This is a genomic window from Streptomyces sp. NPDC046862 (genome assembly GCF_040704615.1).
Taxonomy (GTDB): Bacteria; Actinomycetota; Actinomycetes; order Streptomycetales; family Streptomycetaceae; genus Streptomyces.
Window position 1 is genome coordinate 83,914 of the sequence record NZ_JBEYXP010000044.1, and the last position, 24,762, is coordinate 108,675.

Below are 24,762 nucleotides of genomic sequence, written 5' to 3' on the forward strand. Positions count from 1 at the left end.
GCCCAGGTCAGAGCTCAACGAAGAGTTCTTGAGACGAGGAGTTGGTCCCGCATGGCCGCCGAACTGACCGCGCACGAGCTGATCGCCAAGCACCGGCCCACCCTCGACCAGGCGCTGGAAGCGATCCGCACGCGCGCGTACTGGTCCCCGCACCCCGAGCACCCGAAGGCCTACGGCGAGAACGGCAGCCTGAGCGCCGAAGAGGGCAAGGCCGCCTTCGAGGCCCTCCTGGGCGACCGCGTGACCATCGACCAGCCCGGCACGGACGACTGGGTGGGCGGCGAGCTGTCCCCCTTCGGCATCGAGCTGGGCGTCACGTACCCGCACGCGGACATCGACGTACTGCTGCCCGCCATGAAGGCCGGGCAGCGCGCGTGGCGCGACGCGGGCGCGGAGGCGCGCGCCATGGTGTGCCTGGAGATCCTCAAGCGGATCAGCGACCGCACCCACGAGTTCGCGCACGCGGTCATGCACACATCCGGACAGGCCTTCATGATGGCGTTCCAGGCGGGCGGCCCGCACGCCCAGGACCGCGGCCTGGAGGCGGTGGCGTACGCGTACGCGGAGCAGGTCCGTACCCCCGACGCCGCGGAGTGGACCAAGCCCCAGGGCAAACGTGACCCGCTCGCCCTGGACAAGCGGTTCACCCCGGTCCCGCGCGGCATCGCGCTCCTGATCGGCTGCAACACCTTCCCGACGTGGAACGGCTACCCGGGCCTGTTCGCGTCCCTGGCCACCGGTAACGCGGTCCTGGTCAAGCCCCACCCGCGCGCGGTCCTGCCGCTCGCGCTCACCGTGCAGGTCGCCCGCGAGGTCCTCGCCGAGGCGGGCTTCGACGCCAACCTGGTGGCGCTCGCCGCCGAGCGCCCCGGCGAGGGCATCGCCAAGACCCTGGCCGTGCGCCCGGAGATCCGGATCATCGACTACACGGGCTCCACGGCCTTCGGCGACTGGCTGGAGGCCAACGCCCGCCAGGCGCAGGTCTACACGGAGAAGGCCGGCGTCAACACGGTGATCGTGGAGTCCACCGACAACTACAAGGGGATGCTCGCCAACCTGGCCTTCTCCCTGTCCCTGTACAGCGGCCAGATGTGCACGACCCCGCAGAACCTGCTGATCCCCCGCGACGGCATCACCACGGACGCAGGTCCCAAGTCGTACGACGAGGTGGTCGCCGACCTCGCGAAGTCCGTCGGAGGCCTCCTGGGCGACGACGCGCGCGCGAACGCCCTCCTCGGGGCCATCGTGAACCCGGACGTGCAGGCTCGCCTGGAGGCCGCCTCCGGGCTCGGCGAAGTCGCCCTCGCCTCACGCGAGGTCGCCAACCCGGAGTTCCCGAAGGCGACGGTCCGCACCCCGGTCATCGTCAAGCTCGACGGCGCACGGAAGTACTGGGAGGGCGCCGACGACGAGACCGCCTACCTCAGCGAGTGCTTCGGCCCGGTCTCCTTCGCGGTGGCCGTCGACTCGGCGGCGGACGCGGTGCAGCTGCTGCGGCGGACCGTCGGCGAGAAGGGCGCGATGACGGTCGGCGCGTACACCACCTCGGACGAGGTCGCCGCGTCGATCGAGGAGGCCTGTCTGGAGGAGTGCGCCCAGCTGTCCCTCAACCTCACCGGCGGGGTGTACGTCAACCAGACGGCCGCCTTCTCGGACTTCCACGGCTCGGGCGGCAACCCGGCGGCCAACGCGGCGCTGTGCGACGGAGCGTTCGTCGCCAACCGCTTCCGGGTCGTAGAGGTACGCCGGGAGGCCTAGGAACCGGGGGCGTTTCCTGAGTCGGCCGGCGCGCCCCCGGTGGCGCTCCAGTGGAACAGCGTCATGGCCACACTGGTCGCGAGGTTGTAGCTGGAGACCTGGGGGCGCATCGGCAGGGACACCAGGTGATCGGCGCGGGCCCGCAGGGCGGCGGACAGACCGCTGCGCTCCGAGCCGAAGGCGAGCACGGCGTCGTCGGGGAGCTTGACCCCGCGGATGTCGTCGCCCTCCGGGTCCAGCGCGAACACCGGGCCGGGCGGCAGTTCCTCCACCTCCAGCCGCTCCACGGCGGTGGCGAAGTGCAGTCCGGCCCCACCGCGGACGACCGTGGGGTGCCAGGGGTCGAGGGTGCCGGTGGTGACCACCCCCGCAGCCCCGAATCCCGCCGCGAGACGGATCACCGCTCCGGCGTTGCCGAGGTTGCGCGGATTGTCGAGGACGACGACCGGAGCGGTGCGGTGGCTGTGGGCCAGCGCCCGCAGATTGGCCGCCCGCGACGGTCGTACGGCCAGGGCGGCCACCTCGGTGGGATGCGGGCGTGCGACGAGGGTCGCGTAGGCCGCCTCGGGGACCTCGGCCAGGAGGGCGTCGAGGATGTCCCGCACGTCGGGAGCCAGCTCGTCGGCGAGCGCCAGCGCGGCGTGCCGGTCCGTCGTGACGGCCACCGGGACCTCGGCCCGGAAACGGACCGCGTGCTTGAGGGCGTGGAAACCGTCGAGCAGGACGGAGGTGTCGGCGAGCCGCCGCCACACACGTACCGGATCGTCCATGGCACGGACCGGATCGTTCATGCCGTGAAGCCTACGTGCGGCTCCTCGGCCGTCTCCGGGGCGCCGGGCCGCTGCCTGCCCGGGCGCGGCGACACACTGTCGTGTCCCGGAAGCAGCCTGCCCCGCAGGCGCTGGCCCCGCAGCAGTCTGTCCGGCAGCAGTCTCCCCCGCGCGCGTGCCGCCCCGTCGCCCAGGCGCCGCAGGAAGGAGGTCGGCAGGAACACGGAGTCTGCGGCGATCATCGCGAGGGAGAAGAACGGCAGCCCCAGGACTACGGCGATCACGGCGTGCTCGGTGATCATCAGCGCCAGCAGGACGTTCTTGACGCGCCGGTTGAAGAGCGTGAACGGGAAGGCGACCTGCACGATGACCGTCCCGTACGTCACCAGCATCACCAGCGTGCCGTTCGCCGCCAGCAGGTCGGACAGGGCGGGCCACGGGGAGAAGTAGTCCAGGTGGAGCGGGTAGTACACCGCGGTGCCGTCCTGCCAGCGCGAGCCCTGGATCTTGTACCAGCCGGCGGTCGCGTAGATCAGGCACGCCTCGGCCATGATCACGAGCAGGGCCGCGTTGTGCGTGAGGTTGGCCACGAGGTCGAGCAGGACGCGGGGCTGCCCGGTGCCCGCGTGGCGTCCGACGGCCCACCACAGGGCCTGCGCGGCCCACAGGCCCCAGAAGAACGTCAGCCAGCCACCCAGCAACCCACCTTCGATCTTGCCGACGGCCGTGGCCGCCGCCAGCAGGAGCCCGAGCACACCCCACAGGGCGGGCCCCACCCGGTCCGGACGTATCCACTCTCCACGCGCGCGTGCCTCCCGCACGAGCCTCGCCCTGCGCGCGTCCAGGGACCACACCACTCCGCAGCGGGTGAAGACGAGGTAGATCGCCATCAGGTGGATGACGTTGTCGCCGCCGTCCCCCATGAAGATGCTGCGGTTCTGCAGCGACAGGACGCCCACCATGAAGAGCACGCTCATGGTGCGGGTACGCCAGCCCAGAAGCAGCAGAACGCCGGAGAGCACGGCCACGGCGTAGACGATCTCGAACCACACCTGACTGTCGGACCACATCAGGACCGTGAAGGCGTGGTTGCCCGCGATGAGCTGCTGGGCGAGGTCCCAGCTCCACGGCGCGTCGGGCCCGTACATCTCCCGCCGGTGCGGGAACTCGCGCAGCAGGAACAGCAGCCAGGTGGCGGAGAACCCGATGCGCACGACAGCGGTCTGGTACGGGCCCAGCGCCGCGTCCGTGATCCGGGTGATGCCGCGTCCGATCGCGGCGGCGGTCCGGCTCATCACGCGCCCGCCTCCGTCCGGTCCCGTTCACTGACCTTCCACCAGGGCAGCTCGCGGACGATGGGCTTGTCGGAGACCTGCTCCCCGCTCCACTCCGGCGGCGGCACGTTGGTGGTGCGGGAGCGTACCTGCACGCTGTGGACGCGACCGCCGGGCCCGGCCGCGTTCTCGCGTTCGAGGCGCAGCACGACGATCCGGCGCAGATAACGCTCGGCCAGATCGCCGCGCTGGCCCGCGGGCCGGTTCTCGTTGTCGTGCGAGGCGACGTAGAAATCCCAGGCCCGGCGCAGTTCGTTCTGGCGGGTGTGGCTCGGCAGGAGGCTGCCGTCGATCGCGGCACCGTCCAGCGCGGACAGGTCGTACCAGCCGGTGGTGACGATGCTCCCGTCCGCGGCACGGATCTCGGCGCGCACCTGCACCGAGATGTTCTGCTGCAGCGGGTTGGGCGCGAACAGCTTCCAGTTCTGCTCGAACTCCGGGTAGACCCACTCGTCGATCGCCCGGCCGTGCTTCTTGGTGACCGTGTTCGAGGGCGCCACGTGCAGGAACACCATCCCGAGGTGCACACAGGCGGCCACCGCGACGACGGCCAGCGCGAGGGCGGCGACGATCTGGTAGGGGAGGGACAGCATGGTTATGCCGACGCGTTCGGGGGGCTCGACGGGGGCGCCGTCCGTGCCGGTGCCGACGCTCACGGTGCCGGTGCTCACGGTGCCGATGCCACTGTGGATTTCGCTGCCGCCGACGGGAACGTGTTCGGGCTCCACCGGGCCGCCCTGCGCCGGGATGGCGGGGGCGGTGGCGGTGGCGGGCCGGGCACCGGTGTCAGAGCCTGAGGCCGAGGCAGGGCCCGAAGCGGAGGCAGGGCCCGAAGCGGAGGCAGGGCCCGAAGCGGAGGCAGGGCCCGAAGCGGAGGCAGGATCCGACGCGGCGGCAGGATCCGACGCGATGCCTGCGTCAGATGCGATGGCAGGATCCGAAGCGAGGCCTGCGTCAGACACGGCGGCAGCGTCCGGGGCGGGATCGTCGGGCGCGTTCGGCCCGTGCGGGGCGTTCGAGCCCTCGTCGTACGCGTCCATTCCGCCCCGATTCCCGATGTTCCGGTCCTCTTGCCCGTCTCCCGGTCCGTTGTCGTCCCGCCTGGCCGAGAGCGTGCTCCCTCGACCGGCCACGGGCGCCGCACCGCGGTGTTCGCAACCGGAACGGTACTCAGGCCGACCCGCCCGGCGCAGCCACACCGGTCACAGCGGTCGCATCAGCACACCAGTCATACCGGCGGCCATGAGTTATCCACAGCGGTTGACACCTTACGGGGGCTCGACCCACCATTGAACCGAGCGGACCGAACGATCGGTCGGGAGCGAGTGGAAGGTCGAGGGGACCGATGGCGACAGCAGCGCACCGGATTGCCCGGACGCCGGAGGAGGGCGACCCGGCGGACGAGACCGCACTCGCGGTGGCGGCGTACGAGGCGGCGTTCGACGCGGCAGTGGCGGCAGACGAGCGCATCGAGCCGCGGGACTGGATGCCCGACGCCTACCGCGCCACTCTCGTCCGGCAGATCGCCCAGCACGCCCACTCCGAGATCATCGGCATGCAGCCGGAGGCCAACTGGATCACGCGGGCACCCTCCCTGCGCCGCAAGGCGATCCTCATGGCCAAGGTCCAGGACGAGGCCGGCCACGGGCTGTATCTGTACAGCGCGGCGGAGACCCTCGGCACCAGCCGCGACGAGCTGCTCGACAAGCTGCACAACGGCCGCCAGAAGTACTCATCGATCTTCAACTACCCGACGCTCACCTGGGCGGACGTCGGCGCCATCGGCTGGCTGGTGGACGGCGCCGCGATCACCAACCAGGTGCCGCTCTGCCGCTGCTCCTACGGGCCGTACGCACGCGCGATGGTCCGCATCTGCAAGGAGGAGTCCTTCCACCAGCGCCAGGGGTACGAGCTGCTGCTGGCCCTCAGCCACGGCACCCCCGAACAGCACGAGATGGCGCAGGACGCGGTGAACCGCTGGTGGTGGCCGTCCCTGATGATGTTCGGTCCGCCCGACGACGAGTCGCAGCACTCCGCGCAGTCGATGACCTGGAAGATCAAGCGCCATTCGAACGACGAGCTGCGCCAGCGCTTCGTGGACATCTGCGTTCCCCAGGCCGAGTCCCTCGGCCTCACGCTCCCCGACCCGGACCTGAGGTGGAACGAGGAGCGGGGGCACCACGACTTCGGCGAGATCGACTGGACGGAGTTCCGCGAGGTCCTCAAGGGCAACGGCCCGTGCAACGAACAGCGGATCACCCAGCGCAGACGAGCCCACGACGAGGGCGCCTGGGTACGGGAAGCGGCCGCGGCGTACGCCGAGAAGCACACGGCCAAGGACGGGGAGGCGGCGGCATGACCACCAGTGACTGGCCTCTGTGGGAGGTCTTCGTCCGCTCGCGGCGCGGGCTCTCGCACACCCACGCCGGCAGCCTGCACGCCCCGGACGCCGAGCTGGCCCTGCGCAACGCACGCGACCTGTACACCCGGCGCGGCGAGGGCGTCTCCATCTGGGTCGTCCCCTCCACCGCCATCACGGCCTCGTCGCCGGACGAGAAGGACCCGTTCTTCGAACCGGCCGCCGACAAGCCGTACCGACACCCGACGTTCTACGAGATCCCGGAGGGGGTGAAGCACCTGTGACGGAGACGACGAAGAGGCCAAAGACCCCGGAAGCGGCCAACGCACCGGCCAACGCACTGGCCGGGGGACCGACCGACAGACCGACCGAGAGACGTCAGGCCCGCCGACCGGTCCCCCGCACCGCGGCCCTGGCCCTCGGCGACGACGCGCTGGTGCTCTCGCACCGTCTGGGGGAGTGGGCGGGCCACGCCCCGGTCCTGGAGGAGGAAGTGGCCCTCGCCAACATCGCGCTGGATCTGCTGGGCCAGGCCAGGGTGCTGCTGTCGATGGCCGGGGACGAGGACGAGCTGGCCTTTCTGCGCGAGGAGCGCGCCTTCCGCAATCTGCAGCTCGTCGAACAGCCCAACGGCGACTTCGCGCACACGATCGTCCGCCAGCTGTACTTCTCCACCTACCAGCGGCTCCTCTACGCGCAGTTGGCCGCCGGGGACGGGGAGTTCGCCGGGCTGGCCGCCAAGGCGGTCAAGGAGGTGTCCTACCACCAGGACCACGCCGAGCAGTGGACCCTGCGGCTCGGCGATGGCACCCCCGCCAGCCACGAGCGGATGCATGGGGCCTGCCAGGCGCTGTGGCGGTTCACCGGCGAGATGTTCCAGCCGGTGACGGGCCTCGACGTCGACTGGGACGAGATCCGGGCCGCCTGGCTGGAATCCGTTTCCACCGTCCTGCGCCGCGCGACGCTGGACGTTCCCGAAGGGCCGCAGTCGGGTGGCTGGAGCGCGGGCGCCGGACGGCAGGGCCTGCATACCGAGCCCTTCGGTCGGATGCTCGCCGAGATGCAGCATCTGCACCGCAGTCATCCGGGGGCGTCATGGTGACCTCGCCGACGCCCGCGCCCTCCCTCGAGGCGGAGTTGCTCAGACTGGCCGGCTCCGTGCCCGACCCCGAGCTGCCCGTGCTCACCCTGGAGGAGCTGGGCGTGGTGCGCGCGGTCCACGTCCTCTCGGCGGACTCGGTCGAGGTCGAGCTGACCCCGACGTACACGGGCTGCCCGGCCGTCGAGGCGATGTCCCTCGACATAGAACGGGTGCTGCACGAGCACGGCATCCGGGAGGTGTCCGTCCACACGGTGCTCACCCCGCCCTGGTCCACGGACGACATCTCGCCCGAAGGCCGCCGCAAGCTGCGTGAGTTCGGGATAGCGCCCCCACGGACGGGCCGGGCCCCCGGACCGGTCCCGCTGGCCTTCGGCCCCACCCGCACGACCACGCTGGACGCAGATACACGAGGCACGGATACGCGGAGCCCGGATACGCGAGGCACGGGTACACGGGGAACGGATACGCCGGACCGGGACCCCGTGCGCTGCCCGCACTGCGGTTCGGCCGACACGGAGCTGCTGAGCCGTTTCTCGTCCACCGCGTGCAAGGCGCTGCGGCGCTGTCTGGACTGTCGTGAACCGTTCGACCACTTCAAGGAGTTGTGATGGCCCGCTTCCACACACTCCGGGTGACGGCGGTCGACCGGCTGACCGACGACTCCGTGGCCCTCACCTTCGCCGTGCCGCCGGAGCTCCGCTCGGAGTACCGGCACTCTCCAGGCCAGCATCTCGCCCTGCGCCGCAGGGTCGACGGTACGGAGATCCGCCGTACGTACTCGATCTGCTCCCCGGCCCCGGCACCCGGCACCGACGGTCCCCGGACACTGCGGGTAGGGGTGCGGCTGGTCGAGGGCGGCGCCTTCTCCGCCTACGCGCTGAAGGAGATCATCGCGGGCGACGAGGTGGAGGTCATGACACCGGCGGGCCGCTTCACGCTGGAGCCCGCGCCCGGACAGTACGCGGCGATCGTCGGCGGCAGCGGCATCACCCCGGTGCTGTCGATCGTGACGACGCTGCTGGCACGGGAGCCCAAGGCGCGGTTCTGCCTCATACGCGGCGACAGGACGTCGGCCTCGACGATGTTCCTGGAGGAGGTCGCCGACCTCAAGGACCGGTTCCCCGAGCGGTTCCAGCTGGTGACGGTGCTCTCCCGGGAGGAGCAGCAGGCGGGGCTGCCGTCCGGGCGACTCGACCAGGAGCGGCTGCAGGGGCTGCTGCCGGCACTGCTGCCGGTGGAAAGGGTGGCGGGGTGGTTCCTGTGCGGGCCGTTCGGCCTGGTGCAGGGGGCGGAGCGGGCACTGCGCGGGCTCGCGGTGGAGCGGGCCCGGATCCACGAGGAGATCTTCCACGTGGACGCCGGAGCCGCACCGGTCTCCGTCTCGCCGACCCCCGCGCACAGTTCGGTGACCGTCCGGCTCGACGGCCGTGGCGGGACCTGGCCGGTGCGGGACGGAGAATCGCTGCTGGAGACCGTGCTGCGCAACCGCCCCGACGCGCCCTACGCCTGCAAGGGCGGCGTGTGCGGAACCTGCCGGGCCTTCCTGGTGGCGGGCGAAGTGCGGATGGACCGCAACTTCGCGCTGGAGCCGGAGGAGACCGAGGCCGGATACGTGCTCGCGTGCCAGTCCCATCCGGCGACGGAGAAGGTGGAGCTGGACTTCGACCGCTGAGCGAGGGCCGTTGCCTGAACGGTCCCTGGACATTCCCTTCTTCTAGAACCTGTTCTATCTTGACGCCCCGTCAGGCATGGGCGCGTGGGTCAGGGCGCGGGTTCGATCGTCGGACGGCGTCGTGCGGAATTCGTCGGTCGGCGGCGTGCGGAAGGGGACAGGACCGTGGATTTCACCTTCACCGAGGAGCAGCAGGCGGCGGTCGAGGCGGCGAAGGCGGTGTTCGCCGGGGTCGCTCCGGACGGGGTGCCCAGCCCGGCGCTCACTCCGGGTGCCGTGGCCGACGACTTCGACCGCGCGTTGTGGGCGAAGCTCGCCGGCGCGGACCTGCTGAGCCTGCTGCTGGAGCCGGAGTACGGCGGGGCGGGGCTGGACAGCGTCGCGCTGTGCCTGGTGCTGCGCGAGTCGGCGAAGGTGCTGGCACGAGTGCCGTTGCTGGAGAGCACGGCCGCCGCGGTGGCCGTACAGGCGCACGGGAGCGAGGAGTTGAAGGCCGGGCTGCTGGCGCGGGCGGGCCGCGGCGAGACGGTGCTGACCGTCGCGGCGAACGGCCGGACCGGCCACGACCCGGCCGAGCTCGCCGTGACCGCGCGACGCGAGGGCGACGGGACCTGGGTCCTGGAGGGAGTGCAGACGGCGGTGCCCTGGGCGCACAACGCCGACTTCGTCCTCGTCCCGGCCCATACCCCGGCGGACGGACGCACCGTGCTCGCGCTCGTGCCCCGGGTGCACGAGGGAGTCGTGCTCTCGGAGCAGGTCTCGACGTCGGGTGAGCGGCTCGGCGAGCTGTGCCTGGAGTCCGTGAGGCTCTCCGCGCGGGACGTCCTCGACGCCGACGGGGCGTGGGAGTGGCTGCGTGCGCTGCTGGCCACCGGGACGTGCGCGCTGGCGCTCGGTCTGGGCGAGGGCGTGCTCGGCATGACGAGCGACTACACGGGGAAGCGGGAGCAGTTCGGGTTCCCGATCGCCACGTTCCAGGCCGTCGCGGTGCAGGCGGCGGACCGCTACATCGACCTGCGCGCGATGGAGGCGACACTGTGGCAGGCGGCGTGGCGCGTCGGTTCGGGGGCGGGGGGCGCACTGCCGTTGGCCGGGGACGTGGCCGTGGCCAAGATCTGGGCGTCGGAGGGCGTTCGCCGGGTCGTGCAGACGGCACAGCACCTGCACGGCGGCTTCGGCGCCGACACCGACTACCCGCTCCACCGGTACCACGCCTGGGCCAAGCAGCTGGAGTTGTCCCTCGGCCCGGCGGCGGCCCACGAGGAGACCCTGGGCGACCTGCTGGCGACGCACCCTCTCGGATGACGCCGCCCCTGTTCCCCGCCCGGCCTGACCCGGCCCGGCCTGGCCTGGCCTGCCTGGTGACCCGGCCCGGCCTGGCCTGGCCTGGCCTGCCTGGTGCCCCGGGCCGGCCCCGACCTGAACTCCCCGGCCTGTGACTACAGCACGAAGCCGGGCTGTCCCTTGGCGTCGACGACCGCACGTCCGCTGGCCGCCCAGATCTGCATGCCGCCGTCGACGTTCACGGCGTCGATGCCCTGCTGGACCAGGTACATCGTGACCTGGGCCGAGCGTCCGCCGCTGCGGCAGATCACATGGACGGGCCCGTCCTGCGGTGCCGCCTCGGTGAACTCGCCGTAACGGGCCACGAACTCGCTGATGGGAATGTGCAGCGCTCCCTCGGCGTGACCCGCCTGCCACTCGTCGTCCTCACGGACGTCCAGCAGAAAGTCACCGTCCGCGAGGCCCGCGACCTCGACCGTGGGCACACCAGCTCCGAAATGCATGGACCCGACGCTACCCGACCGACGAGGAAGACGGTGCGGCCGAGCGGACCGACCACAACGACGTCGGTGTTGGCCAGCGCACCCGCGTAGCCCGCGCCCGAGGGCCCGAAGGCCCGAAGGCCCGAAGGCCCGAAGGCCCGAAGGCCCGAAGGCCCGAAGGCCCGAAGGCCCGAAGGCCCGTAGCTCCGGCTAGCCGAGCAGCCCGGTCAGTTCCGCCTCACGTTCGGCGACCTGGGCGAGGAGCTGTTCGGCGATCTCGTCGAGCAGGCGGTCGGGGTCGTCCGGCGCCAGGCGCAGCATCGCACCGATCGCACCCTCCTCCAGCTCCCGGGCGACCAGGCTGAGCATCTCCTTGCGCTGGGCGAGCCATTCGAGGCGCGCGTAGAGCTCCTCGCTGCGGCTCGGCCTGCGCTCCTCGGGGACGGGACCCGCGTCCCACTCCTCGGAGAGCTCCCGCAGCAGCGTCTCGTCGCCCCGGCCGTACGCCGCGTTGACCCGGGCGATGAACTCGTCGCGCCGCTTGCGCTCGCTGTCGTCCTGCGCCAGGTCGGGGTGGGCCTTGCGGACGAGTTCGCGGTAGAGCTTGCGGGCCTCCTCGCTGGGGCGCACTCGCTCCGGGGGACGTACCGGCTGGTCCGTGAGCATCGCCGCCGCTTCCGGGAACAGCCCGTCCGAGTCCATCCAGCCGTGGAACAGCTCCTCGACCCCGGGCATGGGCATGACCCTCGCGCGGGCTTCCTGAGCGGCGCGGATGTCCTCCGGGGCACCGGTGCGGGCGGCCCGCGCCTCGGCGATCTGCGCGTCCAGCTCGTCGAGCCGCGCGTACATCGGTCCGAGCTTCTGGTGGTGCAGCCGCGAGAAGTTCTCCACCTCGACCCGGAAGGTCTCGACGGCGATCTCGTACTCGATCAACGCCTGCTCGGCCGCGCGCACGGCCCGCTCCAGCCGCTCCTCAGGCCGCGCGGCCCCGCCGGACTCGTCGGGGCCGCTCGCCTCGGCCTCGCCGGACTCGCCCGCAGTCGTGCCTGAGCCGCCCTGGTCATCCGCGATCGCCTCGGAAGGCGCATCGGAAGGCGCATCGGAAATCGCCTCGGAGATCGTCTCGGAGCCGCCGGAGTGATCGCCGGAGCCCACGCCGTCCGTGGACGCGGTCTGCCCCTCGCCGGAGCGGTCACCGCTCTCCCCGTACTGATCGGCTGCGTCGACCGGTTCCCCGGCCCCCTCGGCAGCACCGGACGGCACCTCAGCGGGCGCTGCCGCCTGCTCCTGCGGGCGGCCTCCTGCTTGGGGCACGGACTGGGACTGATCGGCTTCCGGGCTCGTCACCCGACCAGCGTAGGCCACGGCCCGACGCCCCACCGAGGATCACCGCCCCGCCCAGCCCCGGAGACAGGCCCCGGAGACAGGGCCCGGAGGCAAGGCCTGGAGGCAGGCCCCGCCCACACCCTCAGCCCCGCCATGCCCCGCCGTGCGCCGCCGGTCCCGTCACACTCCCGGTTCCGCCTCGATCCGCCCGGCCCTGACAGCAGCCACCAACGAGGTGTGGTCGGCTTCCGTACGGTCCGCGTACGTGACCGCGAACGACGCGATGGCCTCGTCCAGCTCCTCGCTCTTGCCGCAGTAACCGGCGAGGAGCCGCGGGTCGGCGGTGTGGGTGTGGGCGCGGGCCAGAAGGGCGCCCGTCATGCGGGCGTAGTCGTCTATCTGGTCGGCGGCGAGGGCCGCCGGGTCGACGCTGCCCTTGCGGTTGCGGAACTGCCGTACCTGGAAGGGCCGTCCGTCGACCGAGGTCCAGCCGAGCAGGATGTCGCTGACGACCTGCATCCGCTTCTGTCCGAGAACCACCCGGCGGCCTTCGTGGGGCGCCTCCGGGGCCTCGAAGCCGGCCGTCGCCAGATGCGGCAACAGCGCCGAGGGACGGGCCTCCTTGACCTGGAGGACCAGCGGCTCGCCCCGGTGGTCCAGCAGGAGGACGACGTAGGAGCGGGTGCCCACACTGCCCGTACCGACCACGCGGAAGGCGACGTCGTGCGCCGCGTACCGGGCAAGGAGCGGCAGGCGGTCCTCGGACAGCGTCGTCAGGTACTCCTCCAGGGACGCCACCACCGCCGCGGCCTCCTGGTCCGGCACACTGCGCAGCACGGGCGCGGCGTCCACGAACCGACGACTGCCGTCCTCCAGCACCTGCGTGGACTTCGCCGCGAACCGCCCGCTCGTGTTCGCCCGCGCCTTCTCCGACACCCGCTCCAGCGTGCCGAGCAGGTCGTGGGCGTCTGTGTGGGAGACCAGTTCCTCGTCCGCGATGGCGTTCCACGCGTCCAGCACCGGAAGCTTGGCCAGCAGGCGCACGGTGCGGCGGTACGCACCCACCGTGTCGTGCGCCGCCTTGCGGCACTTGTCCTCGTCGGCGCCCGCCTCCCGGCCCGCGAGGACGAGCGAGGTGGCGAGTCGCTTGAGGTCCCACTCCCAGGGGCCGTGCACGGTCTCGTCGAAGTCGTTCAGGTCGATGACCAGTCCGCCGCGCGCGTCCGCGTACAGGCCGAAGTTCGCCGCGTGCGCGTCACCGCAGATCTGGGCGCCGATACCGGTGACGGGCGTGCGCGCGAGGTCGTACGCCATGAGGCCGGCCGATCCGCGCAGGAACGCGAAGGGAGTCGCGGCCATCCTGCCGACCCGTATCGGTGTGAGCTCGGGGAGCCGGCCGTGGTTGGACTCCTCGACCGTGGCCGCCGCGTCCGGCCGGCCGGCGTCGAGGGTCAGCTCCGCGTGCGCGCCGCGCCGCACCCGCGCGCGCAGCGCCTTCCCCTCGTCCTTGGGCGAGCCGCCCTCCACGGGCCACCGCGCGAAACCACGCACCCAGGGCACCCTCGCCCCGGCAGCCGCCTGTGCCTGAGGCACCGCACCGACCTCGGTCATTCCGACCGCCTCCCCCGCGCACGAACATCAACTCGGGACGACCGTACAACCACCGGCAGAAACGCGTCAGACCCTGTGGACAACTCCACAGCTGTGGACAAACGGTGGGCAGGCAGAGCCCCGGGGCCGGGCCCCGCCCCGGGCCCTCAGCAGCCTCCCTTGCGCAGCGCGCCCTCCGGCAGATGCGTCGCCGCCCACCCTTTGAGCTCCTTGAGCGCCGGTTCCAGCGCGGCCCCTGCCTCGGTGAGCCGGTACGTCACCCGCAGCGGCGGCCCTTCGTCCACCTCGCGCACGACCAGCCCGGCCGAGCCGAGTTCCGTGAGGCGGTCGGAGAGCATGCGCTCGCTGATGCCCGGGATCGCCCGGCGCAGGTCGGAGAAGTGCGCGGGGTGCGGCATCAGCACGGACACGATCGGTCCGGTCCAGCGCTTTCCGAGCACTTGGAAGACACGGGTGATGCCGTCGTCGACCCGTCGGCACGCCTCGGGGCCGTGCTCCTCCTGCTGCTCCGCCATGGGTCCAGGGTACTGGCCCTCCTCAAGCAGATGAAAAAAAGTAAGTAGCTATGTTATTCATAGTCGAGTACAAAAGTGCAGTAGCGCTGGGCAGCGCAGCGCAGCACACCACCACAGACTTCAGAGACATTGGAGAACCCCATGGCCACCCTTCTGCACCTGGACTCCTCCGTGTTCCCCGTCGGCGCCTCCGCGTCCCGCACCGTGGCGGACACCTTCCGCAGGACATGGCAGGAGCAGCACCCGGAGGGCACGGTGATCTACCGCGACCTCTCCGTGGATCCGGTCCCGCACATCTCGGCCGACTCGTTCACCGCCGGCTTCGCCGATCCGGCCGCGCACACACCTGAGCAGGCGGCGGCCTTCGCCGAGCGCGTCCGGCTCATCGAGGAGCTGGAGAGCGCGGACGCGGTCCTGATCGGCGCCCCCATGTACAACTTCGCGATCCCCTCGACCCTCAAGGCGTGGCTGGACAACGTGATCCTCATGGGCCGCACGGCCCGCGCCGAGAACTCGAAGATCAAGGGCACCCCGGCCACGGTCATCGCCAGCCGCGGCGGCTCCTACGCGCCGGGCACCCCGCGCGAGCCGTACGAGTACGTGCAGAACTACCTGGAGGCCGTCCTCAAGGACACGCTCGAACTGGACGTCGACTTCATCGTCCCCGAGTTGACGTTGGCCGCGTCCAACCCCGAGATGGCCGAACTGATCCCGCTCGCAGAGGCCTCCCGCGCCCAGGCCCTGGAAGAAGCCACCGTCAAGGCCAAGACCCTCGCGGAGCGCCTGGCGGCGTAACCCGCACCCGGTTACCCGCACCCGGTTACCCGCACCCGCCCCCCCCCGGGCCGCGAGGCGACCCGGTCAGAGAAACGCGCACCGCACAAACGCAGGGCCCTGACCGTGAGGTTTGTCACGGCCAGGGCCCTGACGCACGACGGCTCGGACCGTGCGATGCCTCACACCTCAAACACCCCACACCTCGAACAGCACACACAACGAGAAACGGGCCCCCACCAGGACTTTCGTCTCTGGTGAAGACCCGTTCCATCGGTTCTTCGCTGTGCGCGAGGGGGGAGTTGAACCCCCACGCCCTTGCGGGCACTGGAACCTGAATCCAGCGCGTCTGCCTATTCCGCCACCCGCGCATTGGGTGTGTCCTCGGGCTCCTGCTCCTTGCGGCGCCGGCGCCTTCCGACATCCAGAACATTAGCACGCTGGATGCGGTGGGTTCACATCACTTGTCCAGGCCCCCGCATGGCCGGATTCCCGGCCACCACCAAGGCGAATCCCCGCCCCACGTCAGGGCGGCGACGCCCGCCCTCGCCTCCCACCGCACACCGCTCCCGCCTCCCTCTCCCCACAATCCCGCACCGCCCCGCGCCCCGCATCGCCCTGAGCGCCGACCGTGCGTCCGTGTGCAGCGCCACACATCTACGCGTGTATCAACGTGTCCCGGTTCACGTATCAACCTCGTACCGGTCCTGGCCATCTCCCCACGAGGCGGACAGGGTCGACAGCCAGGTGCGGGACACTGGTCACGCACCCCCTCTACGATCCTTGGCAGAAACCACGGCGGGAGTACGGCAGGAAGAGTTCGAAGGGGTGCTCCAGAGGGAATCCGGCAGAGGACTTCAGTGGGCGTCGACACCCGTCGACCGGGCCGACAGGGGGAACCAGCCGATTTCCCGGCGCGTGGATACGATCAGTAAGCAGTACGGACGCAGGATGCAGGACGGCAACGACGGAGGAGGTGCCCCATGGGAGTCCTGAAGAAGTTCGAGCAACGCCTCGAAGGTCTGGTCAACGGCACCTTCGCCAAGGTGTTCAAGTCCGAGGTCCAGCCGGTCGAGATCGCCGGCGCGCTCCAGCGGGAGTGCGACAACAACGCGACCATCTGGAACCGCGACAGGACCGTCGTCCCCAACGACTTCATCGTGGAGCTGAGCACGCCGGACTACGAGCGCCTCAGCCCCTACTCCGGCCAGCTCGGCGACGAGCTCGCCGGCATGGTGCGGGACTACGCCAAGCAGCAGCGCTACACCTTCATGGGCCCCATCAAGGTCCACCTGGAGAAGGCAGACGACCTCGACACCGGCCTGTACCGGGTGCGCAGTCGTACGCTCGCCTCCTCCAGCAGCCAGCAGGCCCCCGCGTCCGCCCCCGCCGGCGGACGTCCCGGAGCGGGCGGCGGAGGTGGCGGTGGCGGCCAAGGCGGCTACGGCTACCCGCCGGCCGCCGCGCCCGCGGGCGCTCCCCCCATGCCGTCCGCGCCGCCGCCCGGCGGCCGCACCGGCGCCGCACCCTACGGCCAGCGGCCCGCCCCCTCGGCGGGCGGACGCACACGCCACTGGATCGAGATCAACGGCACCCGCCATCAGATCTCCCGCGCGACGCTGGTGCTGGGCCGCAGCACCGAAGCCGACGTGCGGATCGACGACCCCGGCGTGTCCCGCCGGCACTGCGAGATCCGGACCGGAACGCCCTCGACGATCCAGGATCTCGGGTCCACCAACGGCATCGTGGTGGACGGGCAGCACACCACCCGCGCTACGCTCCGCGACGGCTCGCGGATCGTCGTGGGCAGCACCACCATCATTTACCGGCAAGCCGAAGGGTGAAGCGGGGGCAATGTCAGAGCTGACCCTCACGGTCATGCGGCTGGGTTTCCTGGCCGTACTGTGGCTGTTCGTGATCGTGGCCGTGCAGGTCATCCGCAGCGACCTGTTCGGTACGCGCGTCACCCAGCGCGGGTCCAGGCGTGAGAGCGCGCGGCCGCAGCAGGCCGCGCGCCAGGCACCCCCGCAGCAGCGCGGCCAGCAGTCCGCCGCCAGCGGCGGCGGTGGCCGCCAGCGCCGCGGCGCCCCCACCAAGCTCGTCGTGTCCGAGGGCACCCTCACGGGCACGACGGTCGCTCTGCAGGGGCAGACCATCACCCTGGGCCGCGCCCACGACAGCACGATCGTGCTGGACGACGACTACGCCTCCAGCAGGCATGCCAGGATCTACCCGGACCGTGACGGCCAGTGGATCGTCGAGGACCTCGGCTCCACCAACGGCACGTACCTCGACCGGAACCGACTGACGACTCCCACGCCGATTCCGCTGGGCGCGCCGATCCGCATCGGCAAAACCGTCATCGAGCTGCGGAAGTAGTACGACAATGAGCGAGCGGAGCGAGCACGCAACGGCGGCCCACACTCCGGGCCCCGGCGCGCTCCCGACCGGAGGGTGGGCACCGTGCGGATGTACCCGGAGCCGACGGGCGAGGTGCGCATGAGTCTGTCACTGCGCTTCGCCGCCGGATCGCACAAAGGCATGATCCGCGAGGGCAACGAGGACTCGGGTTACGCGGGACCGCGCCTGCTCGCGATCGCCGACGGCATGGGCGGCCAGGCCGCCGGTGAGGTGGCCTCCTCCGAGGTGATCTCCACCATCGTCGCCCTCGACGACGACATCCCCGGCTCCGACATCCTCACCTCGCTGGGCACCGCCGTGCAGCGCGCCAACGACCAGCTGCGCGCCATGGTCGAGGAGGACCCCCAGCTCGAGGGCATGGGCACCACCCTGACCGCCCTGCTGTGGACCGGACAGCGCCTCGGCCTCGTCCACGTCGGCGACTCCCGCGCCTACCTCCTCCGGGACGGCGTCCTCACCCAGATCACGCAGGACCACACCTGGGTGCAGCGCCTCGTCGACGAGGGCCGCATCACCGAAGAGGAAGCCACCACCCACCCGCAGCGCTCCCTGCTGATGCGCGCGCTGGGCAGCGGCGACCACGTCGAGCCCGACCTCTCCATCCGCGAGGTCCGCGCCGGCGACCGCTACCTGATCTGCTCCGACGGCCTCAGCGGCGTCGTGTCCCACCAGACGATGGAGGACACCCTCGCCAGCTACCAGGGCCCGCAGGAGACCGTGCAGGAACTGATCCAGCTCGCCCTGCGCGGCGGCGGCCCCGACAACATCACGGTCATCGTGGCCGACGTCCTCGACATCGACGCCGGCGACACCCTCGCCGCCCAGCTCACCGACACCCCCGTCGTGGTGGGCGCGGTCGCCGAGAACCAGAACCAGCTGCACGACAACGGCGCCATGCAGACCCCGGCCGGCCGCGCCGCCAGCCTGGGCCGCCAGGTACCCGGACAGGGCGGCGGCGAGTTCGGCCCGCCCGGCTCCGGCGACACCACCGACTACGCCCCCTCCGACAGCTTCGGCTCCTACTCGGACGACGACTTCGTCAAGCCGCGCAAGAAGCGCAAGTGGCTGAAGAGATCGTTCTACTCGCTGCTCGCCCTCGCCGTGATCGGCGGCGGCGGCTACGGCGGCTACCGGTGGACGCAGACCCAGTACTACGTCGGCGCCAACGAGAGCCACGTCGCGCTCTACCGCGGCATCAGCCAGGACCTGGCCTGGGTCTCGCTCTCGAAGGTCGAGAAGGACCACCCCGAGATCGAACTCAAGTACCTGCCGCCGTACCAGCAGAACCAGGTCAAGGCCACCATCGCCGAAGGCGGCCTGAAGGACGCCCAGACGAAGCTCGACGAGCTCGCCACCCAGGCGTCCGCGTGCAAGAAGGACGCTGAGCGCCGCGAGGCCGAGAGCCGTAATAACTCAAAGACGGGCGAGGGCGAGGCCGGAGGGGTCACGGGAACCACTCGGTCCTCCCTCACGTCAAAGGCATCACCGTCGCCGACGTCGAAGCCATCGGGGTCAGCGACGCCATCACCCACACCGACACCCACACCCGGCCCCAGCCTCTCCGAGGAGGAGCAGAAGCTGGTCTCGCTGTGCGGGAAGCAGTAGGCAAGCCGTGAGGGGCCTCGTCACAAGATGAGCAGTACTACCAACTCACCGACGCACCACACGTCCACGATCGGCGCCATCGGCGCACCGAGCCGCCGCAACACCGAGCTCGCGCTACTGGTGTTCGCCGTGGTCATCCCGGTGTTCGCCTACGCCAACGTGGGCCTCGCCATCAACGACGAGGTCCCGGCCGGCCTGCTCGGATACGGGCTCGGGCTCGGCGCGCTGGCGGGCGTGGGTCACCTGGTCGTCAGAAAGTTCGCGGCCTACGCGGACCCGCTGCTGCTGCCACTGGCCACACTGCTCAACGGGCTCGGGCTGGTGCTCATCTGGCGGCTGGACCAGTCGGAGCGGCTGCAACAGCTGGCCAAGAACGTCTACGGGGTCTTCACCCCGTCCGCCCCGAAACAGCTGATGTTCGCGGCCGCCGGTCTCGCGCTGTTCGTCGCGGTGCTCGTCTTCCTCAAGGACCACCGCATCCTGCAGCGCTACACCTACATCTCGATGGCCGTCGCCATCGTGCTGCTGCTCCTGCCACTGGTACCCGGCCTCGGAGCCAACACCTTCGGCGCCAAGATCTGGATCAGGATCCCCGGCGCGGGCACGATCCAGCCCGGAGAGTTCGCGAAGATCATCATCGTGGTCTTCTTCTCCGGCTACCTCATGGTGAAGCGCGACGCGCTGGCACTGGCCAGCCGCCGCTTCATGGGCCTCTACCTCCCCCGCGGCCGCGACCTCGGCCCGATCATCACCATCTGGGTCGTCAGCCTGCTCATCCTCGTCTTCGAGAACGACCTCGGTTCGTCGCTGCTGTTCTTCGGCATGTTCGTGATCATGCTGTACGTCGCCACCGAGCGCACCAGCTGGATCGTGATCGGCCTGCTGATGTCCGCCGCCGGCGCCGTCGGAGTGACCTCGTTCGCCGGCCACGTCCAGGCCCGTGTCAACGCCTGGCTCGACCCCTGGAGCTGCTACCAGGACTCCGACGCCTGCAACCAGATCGGCCAGTCGATCATGGCCTTCGGGTCCGGCGGCGTCATGGGCACCGGACTCGGCCAGGGCAACTCCGACCTCATCGGCTTCGCCGCCAACTCCGACTTCATCTTCTCCACCGTCGGTGAGGAACTGGGCCTGGCCGGCGTCATGGCCTTCCTCCTGCTGTACGGCCTGATCATCGAGCGCGGCGTACGCACCGCGCTGGCCGCCCGCGACCCCTTCGGCAAGCTCTTCGCGATCGGCCTGTCCGGCGCCTTCGCCCTGCAGGTCTTCGTCGTCGCAGGCGGCGTCATGGGCCTGATCCCCCTGACCGGTATGACCATGCCGTGGCTCGCAGCCGGTGGTTCCTCCGTGATCGCGAACTGGGGGCTGATCGGCATCCTGATCCGCATCAGTGACACGGCCCGCCGCCCTGCGCCCGCTCCCGCCGCCAACCCCGACGCCGAGATGACCCAGGTGGTCCGACCGTGAACAAGCCTCTGCGCCGCATCGCGCTCTTCTGCGGGCTCCTCGTCCTCGCACTGCTCATCCGCGACAACTGGATCCAGTACGTCAACGCGGACTCCTTGCAGACCCGCGAGGAGAACCGCCGCGTCTCCATCGAGCGCTACGCCACCCCCCGCGGCAACATCATCGTCGACGGCAAGGCCATCACCGGATCCGTCGCCACCGAGGGAACCGACTTCAAGTACAAGCGCACCTGGAAGAACGGCGAGATGTGGGCGCCCGTCACCGGGTACGCCTCCCAGGCCGTCGGCGCCACCCAGCTGGAGAACCTCGAGGACGGCATCCTCACCGGCAACGACGACCGGCTCTTCTTCCGCAACACCCTCGACATGGTCACGGGCAAGAAGAAGGAGGGCGGCAGCGTCGTCACCACCCTCAACGCCGCCGCGCAGAAGGCGGCCTTCGAGGGGCTGGGCGACAAGAAGGGCGCCGTCGCCGCGATCGACCCGTCCACCGGCGCGATCCTCGCCCTCGCCTCCACCCCGTCGTACGACCCCAGCTCCTTCGCCGGCGTCAGCTCGAAGGACGGCGAGACCTTCCAGAAGCTGGAGAAGAACAAAGACAAGCCGATGCTGAACCGGGCGCTGCGCGAGACGTACCCGCCCGGCTCGACCTTCAAGGTGGTCACCGCGGCCGCCGCGCTGGAGAACGGCGTGGTCAACGGCATCGACGAGCGCACCGACACCCCGGACCCGTACCCGCTGCCCGACTCCACGACCCCCCTCACCAACGAGCACGGCGACTGCGAGAACGCCACCCTGCGCGACGCGCTCGAGGTCTCCTGCAACACCGTCTTCGCCAACCTCAGTGACAAGGTCGGCAACGAGAAGATGATCGAGCAGGCCGACAAGTTCGGCTTCAACGAGTCCGAGCTCGACATTCCCGTCCGCGCCGCCGAGAGCGTCTACCCCAAGGACAACCGGCCGCAGAACGCCATGGACGGCATCGGACAGGCCTCCAACCGCGCCACCCCGCTGCAGATGGCCATGGTCTCCTCCGCGATCGCCAACGACGGCAAGCTGATGAAGCCGTACATGGTGGACCAGCTGCGCGCCTCCAACCTCGACGTCATCGAGACGCACGAGCCGGAGGAGCTCTCACAGGCCGTCTCCGGGGACACCGCGCAGGAGCTGCAGGCCATGATGGAGACCGTCGTCAAGTCCGGTACCGGCACCAAGGCACAGATCCCCGGCGTCACCGTCGGCGGCAAGACCGGTACCGCCCAGCACGGCCTCAACAACAGCGAGAAGCCGTACGCGTGGTTCATCTCATACGCCAAGACCAGCGACGGCAGCTCGCCCGTCGCCGTGGCCGTCGTCGTCGAGGACGGCAGCGCCAACCGTGACGACATCACGGGTGGTGGTCTCGCCGGTCCCATCGCAAAGAACGTGATGAAGGCAGTGATCGACAGCAAGAAGTGACCCCTGTCACGTCGCCTTCGCAACAGTGCACGTTGCGATACCGGTCCTGTATCGAGTGACGCGACCCACCAGGTCACGCAGAGCGAGCCGGGTACCGTATGCCCGGACAGCACACCGCCGGACCACACGTGGGTGCGGTCGGGACCGACGGAGAGGGCTGGTAGGAAGCTATGGAAGAGCCGCGTCGCCTCGGCGGCCGGTACGAGCTGGGCCAGGTGCTCGGTCGTGGTGGCATGGCAGAGGTCTACCTCGCACATGACACCCGCCTCGGCCGCACCGTGGCGGTGAAGACGCTGCGAGCGGACCTCGCGCGCGACCCCACCTTCCAGGCCCGGTTCCGCCGGGAGGCCCAGTCGGCCGCCTCGCTCAACCACCCCGCGATCGTCGCGGTCTACGACACGGGCGAGGACTACATCGACGGGGTCTCGATCCCGTACATCGTCATGGAGTACGTCGACGGCTCCACGCTCCGTGAGCTTCTCCACAGCGGCCGCAAACTGCTGCCGGAGCGCTCCATGGAGATGACCATCGGCATCCTCCAGGGCCTGGAGTACGCCCACCGCAACGGCATCGTCCACCGCGACATCAAACCGGCCAACGTCATGCTGACGCGCACCGGTCAGGTCAAGGTGATGGACTTCGGCATCGCCCGCGCCATGGGCGACTCCGGCATGACGATGACCCAGACCGCGGCCGTCATCGGCACCGCCCAGTACCTGTCGCCGGAACAGGCCAAGGGCGAGCAGGTCGACGCCAGATCCGACCTGTACTCCACCGGCTGTCTGCTCTACGAGCTGCTGACGGTCCGCCCGCCGTTCGTGGGCGACTCCCCGGTCGCCGTGGCCTACCAGCACGTACGGGAAGAAGCCCAGCCCCCGTCGGTCTTCGACCCCGAGATCACGCCCGAGATGGACGCGATCGTACTGAAGGCCCTGGTCAAGGACCCGGACTACCGCTACCAGTCCGCCGACGAGATGCGCGCCGACATCGAGGCCTGCCTCGACGGCCAGCCCGTCGCGGCCACCGCGGCCATGGGCTCCGTCGGCTACGGCGCCTACCCGGACGACCAGCCGACGACGGCCCTGCGCGCCACGGACGCGGGCGCCACCACGATGATGCCGCCGATGAACCCGGACGACGGCGGCTTCGGCTACGACGACCGCCAGGGCCGGCGCCGCCCGAAGAAGAACAACACCTCGACGGTCCTGCTGGTCGTCGCGGGCGTCCTGGTCCTCGTCGGCGCGATACTGATCGGCAAGTGGGCCTTCAGCGGCCAAGCGAGCGATGACACTGTCACCGTGCCGAGCTTCGTGAGCCGTACGCAGAACGAGGCCAAGCGCATGGCCAGCAATGTCGATCTTAAGCTCTCCATCACGAAGAAGGCCTGCGAAGACCAGCAGAGGGGCAACGTCTGCACCCAGGACCCGGGCCCCAATGCCAAGGTGAACAAGGGCGACACGATCAACCTGGTCGTGTCGACGGGTGCGCCCAAGGTGGCCGTGCCCAGCGTCATCGGTGAAGACGTCGACGATGCCCGCAGGACGCTCGAGAGCGACAAGTACCAGTTCAAGGTCGAGACGAAGGCGAAGGAGTCCCCGGAGGACCCGGGCCAGGTCCTGGAGCAGGACCCGACCTCCGGCACGGAGCGCGAGAAGGGCTCCACCATCACCCTCACCATCGCCAAGGAAGAGGCCAAGTCCACGGTCCCCGACGTCACCGGTCAGACCTGTGACGCCGCCAAGCAGCAGATGGAGCAGAACGACCTCACGGGCACCTGCACCGAGGTCGAGACCCAGGACGACAACCTGGTCGGCAAGGTCATCGCGACATCCCCGGCGGCCAACACGCAGGTCGACAAGAACTCCACGGTGACCATCCAGATCGGCAAGAAGGCCGAACAGGAGACGGTGGAGGTGCCGAACGTGACCGGCCAGCGCCTGAAGGACGCCAAGAAGGCCCTGGAGGACGCGGGCCTGTCGGTGAACATCCAGGGTTCCCAGAACGACGACGCCATCGTCATCGCCCAGAACCCCGGCGCCGACAACGAGGTGCCCCAGGGCACCGCGGTGACCGTCCAGGCCCTGGACCAGGGCGGCAACAACGGAGGCAACAACGGCGGAGGCGGCTTCTTCGGAGGCGGAACGGGCTGACCCACCTCCAGGCCAAGAGGGCCCTCGGCACCGCGTGAGCGCGGTACCGAGGGCCCTTGCGTCGTTGTCACACCGATCACACCCGACCGACCCGACATTCAGTACGAGATCCGCCCGTATCTTCGCCCACTCCATGCTCGTTGGAGGCATGGGGTGGGGAATCACGTCTTCGCCCCGTCACCGAAAGCCTCTACGCACGTAGACCAGCAGAGGGGATGGGCCCGTGTTCAACGAAGCGGCTCTACTGGAGTCGAAGGCCCTGCGCGAGAGCGTGGTGGACCGGACGGACGTGCTCGACAAGGTCAAAGCACTCTCGCTCCTACCGGACGGCCTGCACGTGACCACCGCGATGGTGGCCACGTACTTCGAAGTCGCCGAGCGCGCCATCAACAGCCTGCTGCAACGGCACCGAGGCGAGCTCGAGGTGAACGGCCTGCACGTCCTGCGAGGCTCTGAGCTGCAGGAATTTAAGAGCTTCAACCTGAAGCTCTATCCGGAGCGTTATCCACAACCCCGCTCCAGCCTCGCCCTCTGGCCCCGCCGAGCGGTCCACACCGACGCCACCTCACTCGATGACCGTATCGACCAACGCATCACCCACATCCTCGGCAGAACCGTCGTCCCGATGTTCAACGCCCTGATCGAGACATCGGGCGAGCACCGCCGCGAACTCAT

At 70.2% G+C, this 24,762-nt stretch carries 21 protein-coding genes, 1 tRNA gene and 1 pseudogene; 15 read left to right on the forward strand and 8 right to left on the reverse strand.

All coding sequences use genetic code 11. The annotated features are described in order from the left end of the window. The first annotated feature begins 51 nt into the window (after positions 1-51). On the forward strand, positions 52-1,758 hold the full coding sequence (paaN, locus tag AB0959_RS37540) for a phenylacetic acid degradation protein PaaN (RefSeq protein WP_366831246.1): 1,707 nt from the start codon (positions 52-54) through the stop codon (positions 1,756-1,758). On the opposite strand, the gene AB0959_RS37545 is transcribed toward paaN, so the two are convergent. The 3 genes from AB0959_RS37545 to AB0959_RS37555 are packed head-to-tail and all read right to left on the reverse strand — an operon-like array spanning position 1,755 to position 4,902. After that, entirely contained in the window at positions 1,755-2,528 is a 774-nt protein-coding gene (locus AB0959_RS37545; RefSeq protein WP_366831263.1) for a TrmH family RNA methyltransferase, read from the reverse strand. The two genes, paaN and AB0959_RS37545, sit on opposite strands and share 4 nt — an antisense overlap. Before the next feature lie 17 nt (positions 2,529-2,545). Beyond that, a complete protein-coding gene (locus AB0959_RS37550) occupies positions 2,546-3,823 on the reverse strand; it encodes an HTTM domain-containing protein (protein WP_366831247.1) in 1,278 nt (425 codons plus the stop codon). Next, a complete protein-coding gene (locus AB0959_RS37555) occupies positions 3,823-4,902 on the reverse strand; it encodes a DUF5819 family protein (protein ID WP_366831248.1) in 1,080 nt (359 codons plus the stop codon). The genes AB0959_RS37550 and AB0959_RS37555 overlap by 1 nt, the downstream gene beginning before the upstream one ends. 305 nt (positions 4,903-5,207) lie before the next feature. Between AB0959_RS37555 and paaA the strand changes: the two genes are divergently transcribed. The 6 genes from paaA (at position 5,208) to AB0959_RS37585 (ending at position 10,300) form a co-directional block, all read left to right on the forward strand. After that, positions 5,208-6,221 carry a 1,2-phenylacetyl-CoA epoxidase subunit PaaA gene (paaA, locus tag AB0959_RS37560; protein WP_366831249.1) on the forward strand — a complete coding sequence of 338 codons (1,014 nt, stop codon included), beginning with the start codon at positions 5,208-5,210 and terminating at the stop codon, positions 6,219-6,221. Further along, a complete protein-coding gene (gene paaB, locus AB0959_RS37565) occupies positions 6,218-6,505 on the forward strand; it encodes a 1,2-phenylacetyl-CoA epoxidase subunit PaaB (protein WP_366831250.1) in 288 nt (95 codons plus the stop codon). The genes paaA and paaB overlap by 4 nt, the downstream gene beginning before the upstream one ends. 128 nt (positions 6,506-6,633) lie before the next feature. After that, positions 6,634-7,323 carry a 1,2-phenylacetyl-CoA epoxidase subunit PaaC gene (gene paaC, locus AB0959_RS37570; RefSeq protein WP_366831264.1) on the forward strand — a complete coding sequence of 230 codons (690 nt, stop codon included), beginning with the start codon at positions 6,634-6,636 and terminating at the stop codon, positions 7,321-7,323. Next, positions 7,317-7,931 (forward strand): 1,2-phenylacetyl-CoA epoxidase subunit PaaD, encoded by a 615-nt coding sequence (gene paaD, locus AB0959_RS37575; RefSeq protein WP_366831251.1) that lies wholly within the window; start codon positions 7,317-7,319, stop codon positions 7,929-7,931. The genes paaC and paaD overlap by 7 nt, the downstream gene beginning before the upstream one ends. Next, positions 7,931-8,995, forward strand: coding sequence for a 2Fe-2S iron-sulfur cluster-binding protein (locus AB0959_RS37580; protein WP_366831252.1), 1,065 nt, complete (start codon positions 7,931-7,933; stop codon positions 8,993-8,995). The genes paaD and AB0959_RS37580 overlap by 1 nt, the downstream gene beginning before the upstream one ends. A gap of 165 nt (positions 8,996-9,160) precedes the next feature. Then, a complete protein-coding gene (locus tag AB0959_RS37585; RefSeq protein WP_366831253.1) occupies positions 9,161-10,300 on the forward strand; it encodes an acyl-CoA dehydrogenase family protein in 1,140 nt (379 codons plus the stop codon). Between the two features lie 134 nt (positions 10,301-10,434). Here the strand turns inward: AB0959_RS37585 and AB0959_RS37590 are convergent, their stop codons facing one another. From AB0959_RS37590 to AB0959_RS37605, 4 genes are all read right to left on the reverse strand, one after another. After that, the gene (locus AB0959_RS37590) at positions 10,435-10,764 is read right to left on the reverse strand and encodes a rhodanese-like domain-containing protein (RefSeq protein WP_366831265.1); all 330 of its coding nucleotides are present in this window, start codon (positions 10,762-10,764) and stop codon (positions 10,435-10,437) included. Positions 10,765-10,971: 207 nt separating this feature from the next. Continuing rightward, on the reverse strand, positions 10,972-11,832 hold the full coding sequence (locus AB0959_RS37595; RefSeq protein WP_366831266.1) for a hypothetical protein: 861 nt from the start codon (positions 11,830-11,832) through the stop codon (positions 10,972-10,974). A gap of 435 nt (positions 11,833-12,267) precedes the next feature. Then, the gene (locus AB0959_RS37600; RefSeq protein ID WP_366831254.1) at positions 12,268-13,698 is read right to left on the reverse strand and encodes a DUF2252 domain-containing protein; all 1,431 of its coding nucleotides are present in this window, start codon (positions 13,696-13,698) and stop codon (positions 12,268-12,270) included. A 146-nt stretch (positions 13,699-13,844) separates the two neighbouring features. Next, positions 13,845-14,213 (reverse strand): helix-turn-helix domain-containing protein, encoded by a 369-nt coding sequence (locus tag AB0959_RS37605; RefSeq protein ID WP_366831255.1) that lies wholly within the window; start codon positions 14,211-14,213, stop codon positions 13,845-13,847. A gap of 141 nt (positions 14,214-14,354) precedes the next feature. Here AB0959_RS37605 and AB0959_RS37610 point away from each other — a divergent pair, with 141 nt between their 5' ends. After that, on the forward strand, positions 14,355-15,008 hold the full coding sequence (locus AB0959_RS37610) for an NAD(P)H-dependent oxidoreductase (protein ID WP_366831256.1): 654 nt from the start codon (positions 14,355-14,357) through the stop codon (positions 15,006-15,008). 266 nt (positions 15,009-15,274) lie between these two features. Here the strand turns inward: AB0959_RS37610 and AB0959_RS37615 are convergent. Then, positions 15,275-15,358, reverse strand: a tRNA-Leu gene (locus AB0959_RS37615). Positions 15,359-15,970: 612 nt separating this feature from the next. Here AB0959_RS37615 and AB0959_RS37620 point away from each other — a divergent pair. From AB0959_RS37620 to AB0959_RS37650, 7 genes and pseudogenes are all read left to right on the forward strand, one after another. Then, positions 15,971-16,831 (forward strand): DUF3662 and FHA domain-containing protein, encoded by an 861-nt coding sequence (locus tag AB0959_RS37620; RefSeq protein ID WP_366831257.1) that lies wholly within the window; start codon positions 15,971-15,973, stop codon positions 16,829-16,831. Positions 16,832-16,841: 10 nt separating this feature from the next. Continuing rightward, entirely contained in the window at positions 16,842-17,366 is a 525-nt protein-coding gene (locus AB0959_RS37625) for an FHA domain-containing protein (protein ID WP_366831258.1), read from the forward strand. A gap of 90 nt (positions 17,367-17,456) precedes the next feature. Further along, a complete protein-coding gene (locus tag AB0959_RS37630; RefSeq protein ID WP_366831267.1) occupies positions 17,457-19,013 on the forward strand; it encodes a Stp1/IreP family PP2C-type Ser/Thr phosphatase in 1,557 nt (518 codons plus the stop codon). Between the two features lie 27 nt (positions 19,014-19,040). Then, the gene (locus tag AB0959_RS37635) at positions 19,041-20,480 is read left to right on the forward strand and encodes an FtsW/RodA/SpoVE family cell cycle protein (RefSeq protein ID WP_366831259.1); all 1,440 of its coding nucleotides are present in this window, start codon (positions 19,041-19,043) and stop codon (positions 20,478-20,480) included. Further along, complete coding sequence (locus AB0959_RS37640) at positions 20,477-21,937, forward strand: penicillin-binding transpeptidase domain-containing protein (protein ID WP_366831260.1); 1,461 nt, start codon at positions 20,477-20,479, stop codon at positions 21,935-21,937. Before AB0959_RS37635 ends, AB0959_RS37640 begins: the two co-directional genes overlap by 4 nt. 170 nt (positions 21,938-22,107) lie before the next feature. Then, positions 22,108-24,087 (forward strand): Stk1 family PASTA domain-containing Ser/Thr kinase, encoded by a 1,980-nt coding sequence (gene pknB, locus AB0959_RS37645; RefSeq protein WP_366831261.1) that lies wholly within the window; start codon positions 22,108-22,110, stop codon positions 24,085-24,087. A gap of 223 nt (positions 24,088-24,310) precedes the next feature. Further along, positions 24,311-24,762, forward strand: a pseudogene (locus AB0959_RS37650) (restriction endonuclease); the annotation flags it as partial.

Coding starts and splice junctions, on each gene's coding strand:
- AB0959_RS37550 (WP_366831247.1), bottom strand. CDS start 3,823: ATGAGCCGGACCGCCGCCGCGATCGGACGCGGCATCACCCGGATCACG.
- pknB (WP_366831261.1), top strand. CDS start 22,108: ATGGAAGAGCCGCGTCGCCTCGGCGGCCGGTACGAGCTGGGCCAGGTG.
- AB0959_RS37610 (WP_366831256.1), top strand. CDS start 14,355: ATGGCCACCCTTCTGCACCTGGACTCCTCCGTGTTCCCCGTCGGCGCC.
- paaB (WP_366831250.1), top strand. CDS start 6,218: ATGACCACCAGTGACTGGCCTCTGTGGGAGGTCTTCGTCCGCTCGCGG.
- AB0959_RS37620 (WP_366831257.1), top strand. CDS start 15,971: ATGGGAGTCCTGAAGAAGTTCGAGCAACGCCTCGAAGGTCTGGTCAAC.
- AB0959_RS37600 (WP_366831254.1), bottom strand. CDS start 13,698: ATGACCGAGGTCGGTGCGGTGCCTCAGGCACAGGCGGCTGCCGGGGCG.
- paaD (WP_366831251.1), top strand. CDS start 7,317: ATGGTGACCTCGCCGACGCCCGCGCCCTCCCTCGAGGCGGAGTTGCTC.
- AB0959_RS37555 (WP_366831248.1), bottom strand. CDS start 4,902: ATGGACGCGTACGACGAGGGCTCGAACGCCCCGCACGGGCCGAACGCG.
- AB0959_RS37545 (WP_366831263.1), bottom strand. CDS start 2,528: ATGGACGATCCGGTACGTGTGTGGCGGCGGCTCGCCGACACCTCCGTC.
- AB0959_RS37635 (WP_366831259.1), top strand. CDS start 19,041: ATGAGCAGTACTACCAACTCACCGACGCACCACACGTCCACGATCGGC.
- AB0959_RS37625 (WP_366831258.1), top strand. CDS start 16,842: ATGTCAGAGCTGACCCTCACGGTCATGCGGCTGGGTTTCCTGGCCGTA.
- AB0959_RS37630 (WP_366831267.1), top strand. CDS start 17,457: ATGTACCCGGAGCCGACGGGCGAGGTGCGCATGAGTCTGTCACTGCGC.
- paaN (WP_366831246.1), top strand. CDS start 52: ATGGCCGCCGAACTGACCGCGCACGAGCTGATCGCCAAGCACCGGCCC.
- paaA (WP_366831249.1), top strand. CDS start 5,208: ATGGCGACAGCAGCGCACCGGATTGCCCGGACGCCGGAGGAGGGCGAC.
- AB0959_RS37580 (WP_366831252.1), top strand. CDS start 7,931: ATGGCCCGCTTCCACACACTCCGGGTGACGGCGGTCGACCGGCTGACC.
- AB0959_RS37605 (WP_366831255.1), bottom strand. CDS start 14,213: ATGGCGGAGCAGCAGGAGGAGCACGGCCCCGAGGCGTGCCGACGGGTC.